General features: G+C 69.0%; 15 protein-coding genes. 11 read left to right on the plus strand and 4 right to left on the minus strand.

Annotated features, from left to right (window positions below):
• Positions 1 to 20: 20 nt before the first annotated feature.
• Entirely contained in the window at positions 21 to 1,997 is a 1,977-nt protein-coding gene (gene thrS, locus J2126_RS02935) for a threonine--tRNA ligase (RefSeq protein WP_209483777.1), read from the minus strand.
• 455 nt (positions 1,998 to 2,452) lie between these two features.
• On the opposite strand from thrS, the gene J2126_RS02940 reads away from it, so the two are divergent.
• The 3 genes from J2126_RS02940 (at position 2,453) to J2126_RS02950 (ending at position 5,358) form a co-directional block, all read left to right on the plus strand.
• Positions 2,453 to 3,085, plus strand: coding sequence for a L,D-transpeptidase (locus J2126_RS02940; RefSeq protein ID WP_169122840.1), 633 nt, complete (start codon positions 2,453 to 2,455; stop codon positions 3,083 to 3,085).
• A gap of 40 nt (positions 3,086 to 3,125) precedes the next feature.
• A complete protein-coding gene (locus J2126_RS02945) occupies positions 3,126 to 4,139 on the plus strand; it encodes an amino acid ABC transporter substrate-binding protein (protein ID WP_209483779.1) in 1,014 nt (337 codons plus the stop codon).
• Positions 4,140 to 4,311: 172 nt separating this feature from the next.
• Positions 4,312 to 5,358 carry an MBL fold metallo-hydrolase gene (locus J2126_RS02950; RefSeq protein ID WP_209483781.1) on the plus strand — a complete coding sequence of 349 codons (1,047 nt, stop codon included), beginning with the start codon at positions 4,312 to 4,314 and terminating at the stop codon, positions 5,356 to 5,358.
• Positions 5,359 to 5,382: 24 nt separating this feature from the next.
• Here the strand turns inward: J2126_RS02950 and cutA are convergent, their stop codons facing one another.
• On the minus strand, positions 5,383 to 5,703 hold the full coding sequence (cutA, locus tag J2126_RS02955; RefSeq protein ID WP_209483783.1) for a divalent-cation tolerance protein CutA: 321 nt from the start codon (positions 5,701 to 5,703) through the stop codon (positions 5,383 to 5,385).
• Between the two features lie 143 nt (positions 5,704 to 5,846).
• On the opposite strand from cutA, the gene J2126_RS02960 reads away from it, so the two are divergent.
• From J2126_RS02960 to J2126_RS02980, 5 genes are all read left to right on the plus strand, one after another.
• A complete protein-coding gene (locus J2126_RS02960; RefSeq protein ID WP_209483785.1) occupies positions 5,847 to 6,623 on the plus strand; it encodes an NAD kinase in 777 nt (258 codons plus the stop codon).
• 21 nt (positions 6,624 to 6,644) lie between these two features.
• Complete coding sequence (locus tag J2126_RS02965) at positions 6,645 to 8,063, plus strand: MBOAT family O-acyltransferase (RefSeq protein WP_209483787.1); 1,419 nt, start codon at positions 6,645 to 6,647, stop codon at positions 8,061 to 8,063.
• A 15-nt stretch (positions 8,064 to 8,078) separates the two neighbouring features.
• Positions 8,079 to 9,176, plus strand: a complete 1,098-nt coding sequence (locus J2126_RS02970) for an alginate O-acetyltransferase AlgX-related protein (RefSeq protein WP_209483789.1) — start codon at positions 8,079 to 8,081, stop codon at positions 9,174 to 9,176.
• 266 nt (positions 9,177 to 9,442) lie between these two features.
• The gene (locus tag J2126_RS02975; RefSeq protein WP_245327186.1) at positions 9,443 to 10,024 is read left to right on the plus strand and encodes a sigma-70 family RNA polymerase sigma factor; all 582 of its coding nucleotides are present in this window, start codon (positions 9,443 to 9,445) and stop codon (positions 10,022 to 10,024) included.
• Positions 10,021 to 10,716: a ChrR family anti-sigma-E factor gene (locus tag J2126_RS02980; RefSeq protein ID WP_209483793.1), complete on the plus strand. Its 696-nt coding sequence runs from the start codon at positions 10,021 to 10,023 to the stop codon at positions 10,714 to 10,716. The genes J2126_RS02975 and J2126_RS02980 overlap by 4 nt, the downstream gene beginning before the upstream one ends.
• A gap of 404 nt (positions 10,717 to 11,120) precedes the next feature.
• Here J2126_RS02980 and J2126_RS02985 read toward each other — a convergent pair whose 3' ends face one another.
• Positions 11,121 to 11,660 (minus strand): DUF2244 domain-containing protein, encoded by a 540-nt coding sequence (locus J2126_RS02985; RefSeq protein ID WP_209483794.1) that lies wholly within the window; start codon positions 11,658 to 11,660, stop codon positions 11,121 to 11,123.
• Positions 11,661 to 11,976: 316 nt separating this feature from the next.
• Between J2126_RS02985 and nth the strand changes: the two genes are divergently transcribed.
• Entirely contained in the window at positions 11,977 to 12,705 is a 729-nt protein-coding gene (gene nth, locus J2126_RS25210; protein WP_432445300.1) for an endonuclease III, read from the plus strand.
• A 243-nt stretch (positions 12,706 to 12,948) separates the two neighbouring features.
• On the opposite strand, the gene J2126_RS02995 is transcribed toward nth, so the two are convergent.
• Positions 12,949 to 14,748: an ABC transporter ATP-binding protein gene (locus J2126_RS02995; protein ID WP_209483799.1), complete on the minus strand. Its 1,800-nt coding sequence runs from the start codon at positions 14,746 to 14,748 to the stop codon at positions 12,949 to 12,951.
• 433 nt (positions 14,749 to 15,181) lie between these two features.
• Between J2126_RS02995 and J2126_RS03000 the strand changes: the two genes are divergently transcribed.
• Together J2126_RS03000 and J2126_RS03005 are read left to right on the plus strand one after the other, a co-directional pair.
• The gene (locus J2126_RS03000; RefSeq protein ID WP_209489790.1) at positions 15,182 to 15,442 is read left to right on the plus strand and encodes a zinc-finger domain-containing protein; all 261 of its coding nucleotides are present in this window, start codon (positions 15,182 to 15,184) and stop codon (positions 15,440 to 15,442) included.
• A gap of 169 nt (positions 15,443 to 15,611) precedes the next feature.
• Entirely contained in the window at positions 15,612 to 16,799 is a 1,188-nt protein-coding gene (locus tag J2126_RS03005; protein ID WP_209483801.1) for an FAD-dependent monooxygenase, read from the plus strand.
• The last annotated feature ends 133 nt before the right edge of the window (positions 16,800 to 16,932 follow it).

Consider the following 16,932-nt stretch of genomic DNA (forward strand, 5'->3'; position numbering starts at 1 on the left):
TTCTCACCGGCCCGCGCGCCTCACGCCGCCTTCGCGGCCAGCGCCTTGCGCTTGAGGTCCGGCGGCACGGCCTCGTCGACCAGCGCGGCTATCACCTCGTCCAGAGCCCCCGAGGTCTGGGCGTTGGAGCCGAGGCGGCGGATGGAGAGGGTGCGTTCGGCCGCCTCCTTCTTGCCCGCCACCAGCAGCACCGGCACCTTGGCCAGCGAGTGCTCGCGCACCTTGAGGTTGATCTTCTCGTTGCGCAGGTCGAGTTCCGCGCGCAGCCCCGCCGCCTTCAGCTGGGCGACCACCTCGGCGGCATAATCGTCCGCATCCGAGGTGATGGTGGCGACCACCACCTGCGTCGGCGCCAGCCACAGCGGGAAGTGGCCGGCGAAGTGCTCGATGAGGATGCCGGTGAAGCGCTCCATGGAGCCGCAGATGGCGCGGTGGATCATCACCGGCGTCTTCTTCTGGCCGTCCGCATCCACATAGAAGGCGCCGAAGCGCTCCGGCAGGTTGAAGTCCACCTGCGTGGTTCCGCATTGCCATTCGCGGCCGATGGCGTCCTTCAGCGTGTATTCGAACTTCGGGCCGTAGAACGCGCCCTCGCCCGGCAGGATGCCGGTCTTGATGCGCCCGCCCGACTGGGCCTCGATCTCGGCCAGCACGCGGGTCATCACCTCTTCGGCATGATCCCACACGGCGTCCGAGCCGACGCGCTTCTCCGGCCGGGTGGAGAGCTTCACCACGATCTCCTCGAAGCCGAAATCGGCATAGGTGGAGAGGATGAGATCGTTGATCTTCAGGCACTCCGCCGCCATCTGCTCCTCGGTGCAGAAGATGTGCGCGTCGTCCTGGGTGAAGCCGCGCACGCGCATCAGCCCATGCAGCGCGCCCGAAGGCTCGTAGCGGTGGACCGCGCCGAACTCGGCGAGGCGCATGGGCAGGTCGCGATAGCTCTTCAGCCCGTGCTTGAAGATCTGCACATGGCCGGGGCAGTTCATGGGCTTGAGCGCGAACACGCGCTCGTCCTTGGTCTCGTCGCCGGCCGACTGGACCTTGAACATGTTCTCCTTGTACCAGCCCCAGTGGCCGGAGGTTTCCCAGAGCGAATGGTCGAGCACCTGCGGGGCGTTGACCTCGCTGTAGTCGGCCTTCAGCCGGCGGCGCATGTAGGCCACCAGCTCCTGGAACAGGGTCCAGCCCTTGGGATGCCAGAACACCGTGCCGGGGCCTTCCTCCTGGAAGTGGAAGAGGTCCATCTCCCGGCCGAGGCGGCGGTGGTCGCGCTTCTCGGCCTCCTCCAGCCGGTGGAGATAGGCGGCAAGCTCCTTCTCATCCTGCCAGGCGGTGCCATAGATGCGGGTGAGCATGGGGTTGTTCGAATCGCCGCGCCAGTAGGCGCCCGCCACCTTCATCAGCTTGAAGGCGTTGCCGATCTTGCCCGTGGAGGGCATGTGCGGGCCGCGGCAGAGGTCGAACCACTCGCCCTGCTTGTAGATCTTCACGTCCTGGTCTTCGGGGATCGCGTCGACCAGCTCGACCTTGTAGTTCTCGCCCTTGGCGGCGAACACGCGCTTGGCCTCATCGCGCGTCCACACTTCCCTGGTGAAGGGGCGGTCGCGGGCGATGATCTCGCGCATCTTCGCCTCGATGACCGGCAGGTCTTCCGAGGTGAAGGGGGCGTTGCGGGCGAAGTCGTAATAGAAGCCGTTCTCGATCACCGGCCCGATGGTCACCTGGGTGCCCGGCCACAGCTCCTGCACCGCTTCCGCCATCACGTGGGAACAGTCGTGGCGGATCAGCTCCAGCGCGCGCGGGTCGTCGCGGGTGACGATCTCCAGCTTCGCGTCGCGGGTGATGGGCTGGGAGAGGTCGGCCAGTTCCCCGTCGAGGGTGACGGCAACGGCCTTCTTGGCGAGGGATTTGGAGATGGCGGCGGCGATGTCCGCGCCGGACGTCCCCTCGGCATAGTCGCGCTTGGCGCCATCGGGGAAGGTCAGGGAAATCATGTCTCGGCTCCTTGCGGCCCACTCCTGCGCACCTCGCAGGTAGGCCTTTTCGTTAAGCGCGCCCTTTTAGGCGAGGCCATGGCGCCGCGTAAAGCGCGGGCGGAGCGAGGCGGCTCGAACGGCGGCGAAGCAAGGTTCGCGACAGCCCCGGTCCGTGAAACCGGCGGCTTCCGCGCTCTGGATACCGTTCAGAAACCGTTCAGGGCCAAAATGCTGCACTGCTTCGGCCGCGTCCCCCCTTTCCCTCGCGCGCGGCCTCGGCTAATCGGGAAGCGGGGTCGTGAGTGTTCGCCATGCTGGCGTCGTTCCGGAAAGGTCCAGGGAGGGCCTTTTCTGGAAGGCAGGGCGGTTCACGCGGGGTGGGAAACCGGACGCGCGCTTTTCAAAGCTGCACGGCCGGCGAGGACACCGCTCGACCGGGCTTATCGCCCGGTATGCGTCTAGAAGAGGCCGGCATGATGCCTGTGACGATCAAGACCTTGACCTTCGCCGCCCTGCTTCAGGTGGGCGTTTTTGCCTTCGCGACCGGCGCCAGCGCGCAGGTCGGCCCGCGCGGTGGCCCCGGCGCGGTGATGGACATCGACGAGCAGCCGGGCCTCACCGCCCCGGACGACGACATCGCCCAGCTCGATCCCCAGTTCCGCCACCAGCCGGTGTATTTCCGCACCACGGAAAAGCCCGGCACCATCGTCATCCACACCAACGAGCGCTTCCTGTACCTGGTGCAGGGCGACAACCGCGCCATGCGCTACGGCATCGGCGTGGGCCGCGACGGCTTCCAGTGGTCGGGCCTCAAGACCATCGAGCGCAAGGCCGAGTGGCCGGACTGGACTCCGCCGTCCGAGATGATCCAGCGCCAGCCCTATCTGCCGCGCTTCATGGCCGGCGGCCCCGGCAATCCCATGGGCGCCCGCGCGCTCTACATCGGCGGCACCGTCTACCGCATCCACGGCACCAACCAGCCGCAGACCATCGGCTATGCCGTGTCCTCCGGCTGCTTCCGCCTCGTGAACAGCGAGATCATCGACCTCTACAGCCGCGTTCCGGTTGGCACCAAGGTCGTGGTGCGCCAGCAAGCCGCCCTCTGAGGGCGGCTCTTTCTCCGATACTTCCTCACTGGGGGACTTCATGAAGACGATCCTGGCCCTACTGGCCGGCGCGGCCGTTGCGCTCGGCGCGACGGGGGCAACGGCGCAGACCCTCAAGACCGTGAAGGACCGCGGCGAACTGGTCTGCGGCGTCTCCAAGGGGCTCCCCGGCTTCTCCGCCCAGGACGCCTCCGGCAAATGGATGGGCTTCGACGTCGACGTCTGCAAGGCGCTGGCGGCGGCCATCTTCAATGACGCGAACAAGGTGAAGTACGTGCCGCTGACCGCGGACGAGCGCTTCCCCGCCCTCTCCAAGGGCGAGATCGACGTGCTCTCGCGCAATTCCACCTGGACGCTGGAACGCGAGGCCAAGCTCGGCCTGCTGTTCACCGCGATCAATTATTACGACGGCCAGGGCTTCCTGGTGCGCGACGCCCGCAAGGTCACGTCCGCCCTCGAGCTCGACAAGTCCAAGGTCTGCGTGCAGGCGGGCACCACCGCCGAGAGCAACACCAAGGACTATTTCGCCGCCAACGGCATGACGCTTGAGCTGGTCACGCTGCCCACCTCCGGCGAGCTGGTGAAGGCCTATGACGAAGGCAAGTGCGACACGCTCACCACCGACGTGTCGCAGCTCTACGCCCTGCGTCTGACCATGACGAAGCCCGGCGACCACATTGTCCTGCCGGACGTGATCTCCAAGGAGCCCCTCGGCCCCGTCGTCCGCCAGGGCGACGACCAGTGGGCGAACCTGGTGAAGTGGACCGTGTTCGCCATGATCAACGCCGAGGAACTGGGCGTCGCGACCACCACCCTCGACGCCGCGCTGAAGTCCCAGAAGCCCGAGGTGAAGCGCCTCGTCGGCAACGAGGGCAATTACGGCGAGGAGCTGGGCGTGACGAAGGACTTCGTCGTGCGCATCGTGAAGGCGGTGGGCAATTACGGCGAAAGCTTCGAGCGCAACGTGGGCGCCGCCTCCAAGCTCGGCATCCCGCGCGGCATCAACCAGCTGTGGAGCATGGGCGGCATCCAGTACGCCCCGCCGGTGCGTTGATACGGTACCGGGATCGGCGGTGCGCCGATCCTTACGGTTAAGCTACTGGTCAAGTTTGTGTATCGAAGCGCCGCGCTCGCAGGGATGTGAGCGCGGCGCTTCCGTATCGGCATCGATTTGTCTTGAAGCCTTGTCCTAATCTCCCGGCGCTTCACGCCCCGAGGAGAATTGGATGACCGAGGTTTCCCGCCGGACCCTTCTGGCCGGCACGGCCGGCATCGCCGGTGCCATCGCCGGCGGACTCGGTTCCGCCGCCGCCCAGAACCCGACCCAGCCGGTCGCCGGCACCCAGTCCACCCCCGCCCCCAATCCCGACGCGGCAAAAGCCAATCCGGCCAAGGCGGCCGGCCCGGCTCAGGTGCCGAGCGCCTATCGCTACAAGGTCGGCGACGTGGTGGTGACGGCCATCTCCGACGGCATGCGCACGATCCCGCTCTCCGACACCTTCGTGCGCAACCAGCCGAAGGACGCGGTGAACGCGGCGCTGAAGAAGGCCTATCTGCCGGAAAACCAGGTGCCCATTTCCTTCACCGTCCTGCTGCTCGACATCGGCGGGCGCAAGGTGCTGATCGACACCGGCAACGGCGGGCAGGCGGGGCCGGTCGGCCTCGTGCGCGGCACCCTGGAGGATCTGGAGATCGACCCCGCCTCCATCGACCAGATCGTGATTTCCCATTTCCATCAGGACCACATCAACGGCCTCCTCGCCGCCGACGGCACGCCGGTCTTTCCCAAGGCGCAGCTGATGGTCCCCGAGAAGGAATGGGCCTTCTGGATGGATGACGGCCAGATGAGCCGCGCCCCGGACGGCCTCAAGGCCGGCTTCCAGAACGTGCGACGGGTGTTCAAGCCGTTCGAGGGCAAGGTGGAGCGCTACGCCTGGGACAAGGAGGTCGCGCCGGGCCTCAAGGCCGTCGGCACGCCGGGCCATACGCCCGGGCATACCTCCTTCGAGCTGGAGTCGGGCTTCGATACCCTGTTCATCCAGTCGGACATCACCAACCTGCCGGCGCTGTTCGTGGCCAATCCGGGCTGGCACGCCATGTTCGACATGGACGCGGCGGCGGCCGAGGCGGTGCGGCGCAAGACCTACGACCGGCTCGCGGCGGAGCGCATCCTGGTGGCGGGCTATCACTTCCCCTTCCCCGGCGCGGCCTATCTGGAAAAGCAGGGCGACGGCTACCGCTACCAGCCCATCTACTGGCGCCCGGTGCTGTGAGGCATTGAGGGCAAGGCGGCGGGTTCACCCCGCCGCCACCTCGCCGGCGATCCAGGCGAGATAGGCGGGGAGCCCGCCGTCCAGCGGCAGCACGACGATGGCCGGCACGTCGTAGGGATGGGCGGCGCGCACCGCCTCCACCACCTCGGCGGCGCGCTCGGAGGTGGTCTTCAGCATCATCACCGCCTCGGTGCCGCGCTCGATCCGTCCCTCCCAGCGGTAGATGGAGACCATCTCCGGCAAGATGTTGGCGCAGGCGACGAGACGCGCCTCCACCAGCGCGCGCGCCATCTCCTCGGCCGCCGCGACGCTGGGGAAGGTGGCGTAGACGATGCGCGCGGGCATGAGTTCCTCCGGGCGATGGGCTTCACCCGCGACCCTACCATCCCGCCCGGCGCCTCGACAGATTGCGGCGGGACCGCTAGACCGTTCCCGGCCCCTTCCGCTCCCGGCCCGCCGACCGGACGATCCTCCTGACCGACGCACCGATGAGCGAACCCCGTTTTCAGCGCATTGCCTTCGTTGCCAGCCAGACGCCCGAGGCCGAGGCCGCGCGCGAGCGCCTCATCGCCCGCTACGGCCTGGTCGAGGAGGAGGACGCCGACGTGGTGGTCGCCCTCGGCGGCGACGGCCTGATGCTGCAGACGCTGCACCGCTTCCGCGAGCGTACCCTGCCCATCTACGGCATGCATCGCGGCTCTGTGGGCTTCCTGATGAACACCTTCCGCGAGGAGGGGCTGGTGGAGCGCCTCACCGCCGCCCAGCAGGTGACCATCCATCCGCTGATGATGGAAGCCGTCACCTCCAACGGCATGCGCCACCGCGCCCCGGCCTTCAACGAGGTGTCGCTGCTGCGCCAGTCCTATCAGGCGGCGAAGCTGCGCATCTCCATCGACGGCAAGATGCGGCTGGAGGAGCTGATCTGCGACGGCATCATCGTCGCCACCCCGGCCGGCTCCACCGCCTACAATCTCTCCGCCCACGGGCCGATCCTGCCCCTCGGAACGGCGCTCCTGGCGCTCACCCCCATCTCGCCCTTCCGCCCCCGCCGCTGGCGCGGTGCGCTGGTGCCGGACCGCGCGCGCATCGACATCGCCGTGATGGAGGCCGACAAGCGCCCGGTGAGCGCGGCGGCCGACCATTTCGAGGTGCGCGACATCATCGCCGTTTCCGCGCGGCTCGACCCCACCTCCTCCGTGGACATGCTGTTCGACCCCGACCACGGTCTCGACGAACGCATCCTGCGCGAGCAGTTCGTCTACTGACGCCCCGGGCGCCGGCGAGCCATGGTCTTCTCCTCCGTCACCTTCCTGTTCTATTTCCTGCCGGCCTTTCTGCTGTGCTACTTCGCGACCCCCGGCGTGCGCGCGAAGAACATGGTGCTGCTGGCCTTCTCGCTGGTGTTCTACGCCTGGGGCGGCATCGCCAACGTGGCGGTGCTGGCGGTGTCCATCGTCGCCAATTATGTCCTCGCCCTCGCCATCGACCGCCGCAGCGAACGCTGGCGGTTGCGCGTGCTGGGCCTCGCGGTGGCGGCGAACCTCGCCGGGCTGATCGCCTTCAAATATTCCGGCTTCCTGGCGCAGAACATCAACGTGCTGCTGGCGCCGACCGGCCTCGCGCTGCCGGTGGTGCATCCGGCGCTGCCGCTGGGCATCTCCTTCTTCACCTTCCACGCCATCTCCTACCTCGTGGACGTGTACCGCCGGAAAGCCTCGGCCAACGGGCGGTTCGAGGAGATCGCGGTCTACATCACCATGTTCCCGCAGCTGGTGGCGGGACCCATCGTCCGCTACTCCACCATCCATCGGCGCATCCGCGACCGCCGCACGACGCTGGGGCGGGTCTCGGCGGGACTGCGCATCTTCGTCATCGGCCTGTCCTGGAAGGTGCTGATCGCCGACGAGGTGGCCCCCGTGGTGGCGGCGGTGTTCGACAACACCGCCACGCCCAATCTCGGCGAGGCGTGGCTCGGCGTCACCGCCTATGCGCTGCAGATCTATTTCGACTTCGGCGGCTATTCCAACATGGCCATCGGCCTCGCCATCGCCATGGGGCTGAAGTTCCCGCGCAACTTCAACCTGCCCTATGGCGCGCGCTCCATCTCGGATTTCTGGCGCCGCTGGCACATGAGCCTGTCGAGCTGGTTCCGCGACTATCTCTACATCCCGCTGGGCGGCAACCGGCACGGCCACTGGCACACCGCGGCGAACCTGTGGACCGTCTTCCTTCTGTGCGGCCTGTGGCACGGGGCGAGCTGGACCTTCGTGATCTGGGGCGCCCATCACGGCACCTTCCTGGTCCTGGAGCGCACCCGCTTCGGCGCGTGGCTGAAGACGGCGCCGCGCGTGCTCTCCCACCTCTACGTGCTGCTGGTGGTGCTCACCGGCTGGGTGTGGTTCCGCGCCGACAGCCTGCCGCAGGCGCTGGAGCTGTTCCAGGGCCTCGCGGGCATGAACGGCGCTGGCTATCTTTCCGCCCAGCTGGAGGTGGAGCTGAAGCCGGTGACGCTGGCCATCCTCGTCCTGGCGTGGCCCCTCGCCATGTTCGGCCTGCCCCGCCCCGGCGGGCGGAGCATGGCGCCGAAGACGCGCCTCGCCGTATTCGGCGCGGTGGACAGTCTCGTGGTGTGGGGCCTGTTCTTGCTCTGCGTGCTCTCGGTGGGCGCGGCGACCTACTCGCCGTTCCTCTACTTCCGCTTCTAGTTTCGGAGGGACGCCATGCCGCTTCTGATGTCCTTCCGCCGCTGGTGGGCGGTGATCTTCTTCGCCATCCTCACCCTGCCCACCATCGGCCTCGTCGCCCCGGACCTGCCGGCGCCGCTGCGCACCGTCGCCGCGCCCGAGGCGCGCTGGTGGGAGGATGCGGCGCGCCGGCTCGATCCCTACATCAACAACGCCTTCGGCTTCCGCGGCGCGGTGCTTTCCGCCCACCGCTCCTACGTGCGCTTCATCGGCGACACCCAGGGCGACCTCGCGCTGAAGGGGGAGAACGGCTCGCTCTTCCTCAAGGACGAGCACGCGCTGGAGCAGTCCCTCGGCCAATTGGTGCGGCCGGAGGCGGTCAGCGGCATCGTCGCCCTCGCCGAGCGCATGAACGCCTACATGAAGGCCCATGGCGGGCGCTTCGTGGTGCTCATCCCGCCCAACGGCCACACCACCAATTTCGAATATCTGCCCGCCTATGCCCGGCGCCTGAAGACATCGCCCACCGAGTATGACCTCGTGGCGGAGCAGATGAAGGCGGCCGGCATCACCTTCGTGGACATGCGCCCCATTCTCGCCGAGGCGAAGAAGACGGGGCCGGTCCACTGGCGCTACGACACCCACTGGAACCAGCGCGGCCAGCTTCTCGGCTTCAACGCCGCCATGGCCGCCGCCGGCCGGCCCGATCTGGAGGTGAAGCCGGAGGACGCCCTCGGCCCGCCCGAGCCCCGCCTCACCGGCGACCTGCTGCGGGCGACCGGCTCACCCGTGCCCAACCCGCCGGACGTGATGTTCCCGCCCAAGGGGCCGATGGTGGCGCCGAAGGACCCGAAGCTCATCCCCGGCATCTTCAAGCCGGTGCCGGACAACGACCCGTTCCAGCCCTATGCCATCGACACGGGCCATGCCGGCCCGCGCATCATGGTCATCGGCGACAGCTTCTCCCAGGGCTCCTGGCGCGGCCTCGGCCAGTCGCAGGCCTCCGCCTATGCGTGGATGCACCACCGCTATTGCCGCTTCGAGATGAGCGCCATCGAGAAGTTCAAGCCTGACATCCTCATCTACGCCCCGACGGAGCGCGCCATGCCCTGCAAGGGTACGCCGGCGGAGTGAGAGCCGGGTGGGCGACCTAGCCTAAAGGTCACGGTGACGTTGCTGGAGCCAAAGGCGCCGCTCGGATAGGCTCCGGTTCCAGCCTCCGCGTCGGGAGGGGTCGGAGCCGCTCATTTTTTCGAAGCGGGGCCACTCATCCACCCGGTGGGGCGCCGCGTATCGAGGGCATGAATGTCGCCGAGCCCCGTCTCCTCCGTGATCCGCCGCAGCAGCGTCGCCCTCGACAGCTGGCGGAGGCCGGCCTTCGTTTGGCGGGAGGGACGGCCTTGAGCGTCCAGCCCGCCGAGCCACGGGTGGCATCCTCCGGTGCCGAGCTGAGCGCGATGATCGTCGCCATCGCCAGCCGCGCCGACCGCGAGGCCTTCGCCCGGCTGTTCCGCCATTTCGCGCCGCGCGTGAAATCCTACCTCGTGCGCAGCGGCCTCTCCGCCAATGCCGCCGAGGAGCTGGCGCAGGAAACCCTGCTGACGGTGTGGCGCAAGGCAACCTATTTCGACCCCACCCGCGCCGCCGCCTCCACCTGGATCTTCACGATCGCCCGCAACCTCTCCATCGACCTCAAGCGCCGCGAGCGCTATGGTGATACCTATCATGCCGAGACCCACGAGGACGAGGTGGACGAGACCTCGGGCGAGACCATCCTCATGACCGCCGAGCGGGAGGCGCGCGTCCGTGCCGCCCTCGCCAAGCTGTCGGAGGAACAGGCCACCATCGTCCGCCTCTCCTTCTTTCAGGAGAAGCCCCATTCGCAGATCGCGCAGGAGCTGGGCATTCCGCTGGGCACCGCCAAGTCGCGCGTGCGCCTTGCGCTCAACCGTCTGCGCGCCTTGCTGGAAGACCTGAAATGAGTGTTTCGACCCACCCCGGCACGGAAACCCTGCTGCGCTATGCGGCGGGAACTCTGCCGGCCGGTCCCCGCCTGCTGGTGGACGTGCATCTCGACGGTTGCCCCGAATGCCGGGCGGCGGTGCGGCGGTTCACCGCCGTCGGCGGCGCGCTGCTCGATGCCAGCGAACCGCTCGCCCTCGCCCCCGATGCGCTCGACCGGGTCCTTGCGCGGCTCGACGGCCCGCCCGCGCGCCGCAATCCCGGCCTGCTCCACCACGCGGAAGCCGCGGGCGCGATGCCGCAGAAACGGCACCCGCTGCCGGAAGGGCTGAAGCTGCCGCCCGGCGTCGTGCTTCCCCCCGCCATCGCGTCGCGCCGCATCGGCCGGATGGTGCCGGTGTCTCCGGGCGTGCGGCTCGGCCTGGTGCATCTGGAGGAAGACCCGGACGCGCAGGTGCTGCTGTTCCGCATCGCGCCCGGTCGCGCCATTCCCCAGCACACCCATGCGGGCCTGGAATTCACCCATGTGATCTGCGGCGGCTTCAGCGATCCCAACGGCCACTACGGCCCCGGCGATCTCGTGGAGTGCGACGCGGACATCGACCACTCTCCCCGCGTGGACGACGACGGCGAATGCATCTGCCTCGCCGCCTTCGACGGCCGCATCCGCTTCCGCGGCCTGCTCGGCATGGTGACCCGGCCGTTCCTCTGAGGCCTCCGGCCTCAGGTTTTGCGTTGCTTCCGCTCAGGCGCCGCGCGGGCTTTCTGCGTTGCTATCGCTCAGGCGCCGCGCGGGCTTTTTGCGTTGCTTTCGCTCAGGCGCCGCGCGGGCTTTTAAGGTGGTTTCGCTCAGGCGCCGCGCGGGCTTTTAAGGTGGTTTCGCTCAGGCGCCGCGCGGGCTCCCACGCGCCGGGCGCTCGGGTCCGTTCCAGAGCCGTCATCCCCCGGCTCGTCCGGGGGATCCACCCCAGCGCCCATCCGTCTTCCGTCGTCCGGGAACCGCTCGGGCCCAAAAGTGGATCGCCCGCACAAGGCGGGCGATGACGGGGAGGAGAGCCGCGCGGGCTTTATCGTTGCCTGCGCTCAGGCGCCGCGCTGGCTTTTAATGACAGCTCCTCAGAACTGCGTGCGGGTGACGCCCTTCTTCACCACCGCCAGCGCCTCGGAGAGATCGCTCGCCAGCGCCGCCTTCTGGACGGGGCCGAGGAAGCGCCCCACAGGCACCGTGCGCTTGCCGCTGATGAGCGCGACGTCCAGCGTCCCATGCTCGTCATCGTCCTCGCGCCACAGGCGGGTCCAGAAGGGGTTGAGGCGCGTGGTGGAGGGCCGCCCCGCCGCCGGCTCGCGGCGGATTTCCACGATGCTGGGCGTGACGCGGATGTGCTCGCGCGCCCGCGCCGAGCGGAAGCTGGCGCGGAAGGCGATATAGATCAGAAGCACATCGAGCCCGAAGAAGCCGAAAATGGGCCACGCCCCCATGGCCAGGAACGCCGCGCCGGACACCAAGCTCACCGCCCCGATGACCGCCATCACCCAGAAGAAGCCGCGCCGGGAGAGGGAACGGTGCGGCGCGAGCGTGACCGCATAGACGACGGGCTCGTCTAGAGCCTGCGCGTGCGTCTCGGGTGCGATGTCTCGGTCGCTGGTCTGGGGCATTGCCCGGTACTATACCCGAAAAATGCCGCGCAGGATCACCCCGCCGAAACCCGCTCCCCTCCCAGAGGCTGACGCCGCTACGCAGCCACGCGCGCCGCGCCCGGCGAAGAGCGCAGGGAAAGCCCCCTCCGGCCCGGTCGGCGGCGTTAAACGCCTCCCTCAGCGGCCGTCATCCCCCGACTCGTCCGGGGGATCCACCGCGGCTCGATCGGCCCACCCGAAGGCCCGGAAGCGCTCGGGCGGAAGCGTGGATGGCCCGGACAAGCCGGGCCATGATAACGGAGGGGGTGGTCCCCCGACGAGGCGAGGCCGCGTCGTGCATGCTCCGGCCCCAGCTCCGCCCCCGCTCCCCCGCCGCAACAAGGCGGTGGCCAATGCGGCGGCCGCGGTGCATGGGCGCACCGTCTCGCCGTGGTCGGAGGCCGAGATCACCGAGGCCTTCTCCCGCTTCGAGGCGCAGGACCCGGAGCCCAAGGGCGAGCTGGACCACACCGACGCCTTCACTTTGCTCGTCGCCGTGGTGCTCTCCGCGCAAGCCACCGACACCGGCGTGAACAAGGCGACCAAGGGCCTGTTCGCTGCCGCCTCCACCCCGGCCGCCATGGTGGCGCTGGGGGAGGATCAGGTGGCCCACCACATCCGCACCCTCGGCCTGTTCCGCGGCAAGGCGAAGAATGTGGTGGAGCTGTCCCGCCTGCTGCTGGAGCGCCATGGCGGCGTGGTACCTCAGGACCGGGAGGCGCTGGAGGCGCTGCCGGGCGTCGGGCGCAAGACGGCGAACGTGGTGCTCAACATCGCCTTCGGCGTGCCGACCATCGCGGTGGACACCCACCTCTTCCGCGTCGCCAACCGCACCGGCCTTGCCCCCGGCGCGACGCCGCTGGCGGTGGAGCTGGGGCTGGAGGCACGCATCCCCGACCGCTTCAAGCTGCACGCCCACCACTGGCTGATCCTGCACGGCCGCTACATCTGCAAGGCGACGAAGCCCGCCTGCGGCCGCTGCCTCATCACCGATCTGTGCCGCTGGCCGGACAAGAATTTCTGAGGGCCGCGCTGCCGACATTGGCCCTGTCCTGTGTCGCGGCGTCATCCTCCGGCTCGTCCGGGGGATCCACTCCTCCGCCGGCTGGGTCTCAGGTTTCCTGCCCCCCACATGCGGCCCGGTGGATGCCCCGGACAAGCCGGGACATGACGGTGCGAAAAGGCCTCCCCGCCCGAAAGCGGAGAGGCCCATTCATCACGCCACCAGCCGCATCACGCCGCCAGCCAACTCACGCCGCCAGTCAACTCACGCCGCCAGTCCCTTGGCCAGCTCCATGGCCTGCCGCTCGAACAGGCGGCGGTAGAGGCCGCCTTCCCGGCGGACCAGCGCGTCGTGGTCGCCCTCCTCCACGATGCGGCCCTTGTCGAACACCATCAGGCGGTCGAGCGAGCGCACGGTGGAGAGCCGGTGAGCGATGACGAGGGTGGTGCGCCCCACCATCAGCCGCTCCATGGCATCCTGGATCGCCGCTTCCGATTCCGAATCAAGGCTGGAGGTGGCCTCGTCCAGGATCAGGATGGGCGCATCCGCGAGGAAGGCCCGGGCGATGGCGATGCGCTGACGCTCGCCGCCGGAGAGCTTCACGCCCCGCTCGCCCACCAAGGTGCCGTAGCCGCGCGGCAGACGGTCGATGAAGTCGGCCGCATTGGCCAGCTCCGCCGCCCGCCGGATTTCCTCGAACGAGGCATCCGGCCGGGCATAGGCGATGTTCTCCATCAGCGAGCGATGGAACAGCACCGGCTCCTGCTGCACCACGGCGATGGCGCGGCGCAGGGAGCCCTGCGTCACGTCCCGCACGTCCTGCCCGTCCACGGTGACGCGGCCGGCGGTCACGTCGTGCATGCGCTGGATGAGCTTCACGAACGTGGTCTTGCCCGAGCCCGAATGCCCCACGAGGCCCACCCGCTCCCCCGCCGGAATGGTGACGGAGAGGTTCTCGTAGAGCGGCTTGGCGTGTCCGCCATAGTGGAACGTCACGTTCTCGAACGCGATCGTGCCGTCCGTCACCTTCGCCGGCACAGCCTGCGGGGCATCGGAGACGCCGACGGTCTGGTGGTGGATCTCCACCAGCTCCTCCAGCTCGTTCAGGGAGCGCTGGAGATTGTGGACGTGCATGCCGATGTCACGCAGGTAGGAGTGGATGACGAGGTAGGAGGTGAGCACATAGGCGACATCGCCCGCGCTCGCCTGCCCCCGATGCCACAGCACCAGCGCCGTGCCGATGATGGACGCCTGAAGCGCCACCAGCGCCAGAAGCTGCGCCGTTCCGGCCCAGGTGGCCGCCATCCAGGTGCGGTAGGTGCGGGCGTTCCACTTGCCGAGCACCCGCGTGAGCCGCTCCTCCTCGCGGGCCTCCGCGCCATAGCCCTTCACCACGGCGTTGCAGCCCACCGCATCCGCCAGCACGCCGCCGACGCGGGTGTCCCACGCATTGGAGAGGCGCGCCGCCGGGGCGACGTAGTGGACCGACAGGGCCAGCGTGAGCCCGATGAAGGCCACCGCCCCCACCGCCACCACGGCGCCCAGCACCGGCCAGTTCCAGCCGAGCAGCAGCGCCGTGCCGCCCAGCGCCACCACGGAGGGGAACAACGCCACCAGCAGGGTGTCGTGCAGCACGTCGAGGGACCACATGCCGCGCGAGATCTTGCGCACGGTGGAGCCGGCGAAGGTGGAGGCGTGCCAGTCGGACGAGAAGCGCTGCACCCGCGCGAAGGCATCCGCCGCCAGGTCCGCCATCATGCGCAGCGTGAGCCGCACGATGATGAAGTAGGTGACATGCCGCGCGCTCACCATCGTCACGCCGAGGCCGACGATGGCGAGGAAGGCCACGGTCGCGAGATGCCAGGCCGTCTCCCGGTCGGCGAGCGACAAAGCGTCGATCAGCCGGCCGGCGAACAGCGGCACCAGCACTTCCGCGAGGGTGGAGACGAGAATCGCCGCCATGGTGGCCGCGATGATGCCCTTCCGCTTTGCCCAGTGGGCAAAGAGGAAACCGAAGATGGCGCGGAACGACAGCCCGCCCTTGTGGGTCTGGAACAACGACATGACACGATCCGGCCGCGCCGCATGGGGCGCCAAAAGCCGGTCCCTGATTGGAACGGGAACGCGCGGCGCGCGACGCCGCGAAGGGAAGAGGACGGGGCGCGTCAGCAGCCCCCCGCCCCGCGCATCGGCGCAGGCGGGTGGCGGACTGCGGACCCCTGGATGTCCGAAAAGCTAGCGGCGGGAGCCGGGCTGGCGGGGAATCACATCCGTGCAGTGGGCGCGGCGCAGAATGCCGCGCGGCACGGACGGGGCTGAGGACATGGTGTTGCTCATGGACATAACCCCTCCCTGCCGGAATGTTGATCCCGCGCGGCCCCGGAGCGGGGCGGCGCCTGCAGTATGGCCGGCCGATCTGCCGCGGACCAGACCCTTTCGCAGGCGGCCATCAGACGCTAAGGTCGCGGCGCTTTTTTGGACAAGCATGGGCGGAACCATGGCGGACACCGGCATTCCCCACTTCTGCAACGACCTCGGCGTCACCGTCATCGAGGTGGGCAGCAAGGAATTCATGTGCATCGGTGCGAAGCCGCCCTTCGACCATCCGCACATCTTCATCGACCTCGGCGATGACGACGAGCACGTCTGCCCCTACTGCTCCACGCTCTACCGCTACACCCCGGCGCTCGCCCCCGGCGCGGCGAAGCCGGAGGAGTGCGTGTGGCACGACGAGCCGGTGGCCAAGTCCGCCGCGTGACGCGCCGGCCCGGTAACGGCCTGCTCACAAGACAAGCGGCCTGACCGCCGCAGAACACCTCCCCGGCCTGATGCTCCTTTAGACGCATCTTGGGCCTGACCGAGGCGGCCTGATCGCCGCCGCAAAGAAAGACTATCCGGCCGGCTCCTCATTGGAGCCGGGTCCAGCCATGGCCGATCCCATCCCCTTCCGGGCGAAACCCCGCACCGCCGCGCGCAGCGCCGTGGTGGTCGGCGCGGGTATCGGCGGGCTCGCCTGCGCCATCGCCCTGCGCCGCGCCGGCCTCACTGTCCAGGTGGTGGAACAGGCGCGCAAACTGCGCGAGGTGGGCGCCGGCCTCCAGCTCACCCCCAACGCCACCCGCATCATCCGCGACTTCGGCCTGCTGACGCGCCTCGAACAGGTGGCGGTCACGCCGCGCTCCCTCGACGTGCGCAGCGGCGCCAGCGGCGCCACCATCACCCGCGCCCATTACGGCCCGGCCGCCTCGCGCTATGGCGCGCCCTTCCTCGTGGTGCACCGGGCGGACCTGCAGAATCTCCTCGCCGAGGCGGCGCAGGCCGAGGGCGTGCTGATCGCGCTCGGCTCCGAACTCACCGCCGTCGAGCCCGCCTTCGGCGGCGTGCGCGCGGTGGTGAAGCAGGGCGAGAACCTCATCGCCCACGGCGCGGACATCCTCGTCGGCGCCGACGGCGTGCGCTCGGCGGTGCGGGCGCATCTCGGCGTTGCCAAGCCCCCGGTGTTCGCCCAGCGGCTCGCGTATCGCGCCACCATTCCCGTGCCGGCCCGCCATCCGCCGGACGTGCGGCTCTACATGGGGCGGGACGCGCATCTCGTGGTCTATCCGGTGAAGGGCGGGGCGACGCTGAACCTCGTCGCCATCGTCAAGCACACCGAGCCGGTGGCCCGCTGGAGCGCGCCGGGCGACGGCGCCGCCGTCCACGCCGCCTTCGCCGATTGGGCGCCGGAGGTGCGCGAACTGCTCAAGGCCGCGCCGCATTTCCTGTGCTGGGGCCTCTACGACATCGATCCCCTGCCCCGCTGGAGCACCGGGCGCGTGACGCTTCTGGGCGATGCCGCCCACGCCATGCTGCCCTTCCTCGCCCAGGGCGCCGCGCAGGGCATCGAGGATGCGGCAGCCCTCGCCCGCGCGCTCCAGAAGGAGACCGACGCCGCCACCGCCCTCAAGGCCTACGAGACCGAGCGGCTGGGCCGCACCGCGCGCATCCAGTCGGAAGCGCGGCGCAACGGCATGGTCTACCACCTCTCCGGCGCCCCCCGCCTCGCCCGCGATCTGGTGCTGCGCCGGCAAGGCGCCGCGCTGCTCGATCGGTATGGGTGGATTTATCGGGCGTGACCTAAGCTCGCGCACTGCGAAATCGTCGAACCACCTTCTCTGATTTTGCGTGTCATCTTTTCGCCTGTCATCGCCCGGCGTGTCCGGGCGATCCACCCCGCCGCCTTGCGCGCTGTCCCTGGGGATTACCCCA

Source organism: Xanthobacter flavus, assembly GCF_017875275.1.
In the GTDB taxonomy this organism is placed as follows: domain Bacteria; phylum Pseudomonadota; class Alphaproteobacteria; order Rhizobiales; family Xanthobacteraceae; genus Xanthobacter; species Xanthobacter flavus_A.

Excerpts from the sequence above, each read along its gene's own strand:
- cutA (WP_209483783.1), bottom strand. The coding sequence starts at position 5,703 with ATGCCCGCGCGCATCGTCTACGCCACCTTCCCCAGCGTCGCGGCGGCC.
- J2126_RS02940 (WP_169122840.1), top strand. The coding sequence starts at position 2,453 with ATGATGCCTGTGACGATCAAGACCTTGACCTTCGCCGCCCTGCTTCAG.
- J2126_RS02950 (WP_209483781.1), top strand. The coding sequence starts at position 4,312 with ATGACCGAGGTTTCCCGCCGGACCCTTCTGGCCGGCACGGCCGGCATC.
- thrS (WP_209483777.1), bottom strand. The coding sequence starts at position 1,997 with ATGATTTCCCTGACCTTCCCCGATGGCGCCAAGCGCGACTATGCCGAG.
- J2126_RS02970 (WP_209483789.1), top strand. The coding sequence starts at position 8,079 with ATGCCGCTTCTGATGTCCTTCCGCCGCTGGTGGGCGGTGATCTTCTTC.
- J2126_RS03005 (WP_209483801.1), top strand. The coding sequence starts at position 15,612 with ATGGCCGATCCCATCCCCTTCCGGGCGAAACCCCGCACCGCCGCGCGC.
- J2126_RS02985 (WP_209483794.1), bottom strand. The coding sequence starts at position 11,660 with ATGCCCCAGACCAGCGACCGAGACATCGCACCCGAGACGCACGCGCAG.
- J2126_RS02965 (WP_209483787.1), top strand. The coding sequence starts at position 6,645 with ATGGTCTTCTCCTCCGTCACCTTCCTGTTCTATTTCCTGCCGGCCTTT.
- J2126_RS02995 (WP_209483799.1), bottom strand. The coding sequence starts at position 14,748 with ATGTCGTTGTTCCAGACCCACAAGGGCGGGCTGTCGTTCCGCGCCATC.
- J2126_RS02945 (WP_209483779.1), top strand. The coding sequence starts at position 3,126 with ATGAAGACGATCCTGGCCCTACTGGCCGGCGCGGCCGTTGCGCTCGGC.
- J2126_RS03000 (WP_209489790.1), top strand. The coding sequence starts at position 15,182 with ATGGCGGACACCGGCATTCCCCACTTCTGCAACGACCTCGGCGTCACC.
- J2126_RS02960 (WP_209483785.1), top strand. The coding sequence starts at position 5,847 with ATGAGCGAACCCCGTTTTCAGCGCATTGCCTTCGTTGCCAGCCAGACG.
- J2126_RS02980 (WP_209483793.1), top strand. The coding sequence starts at position 10,021 with ATGAGTGTTTCGACCCACCCCGGCACGGAAACCCTGCTGCGCTATGCG.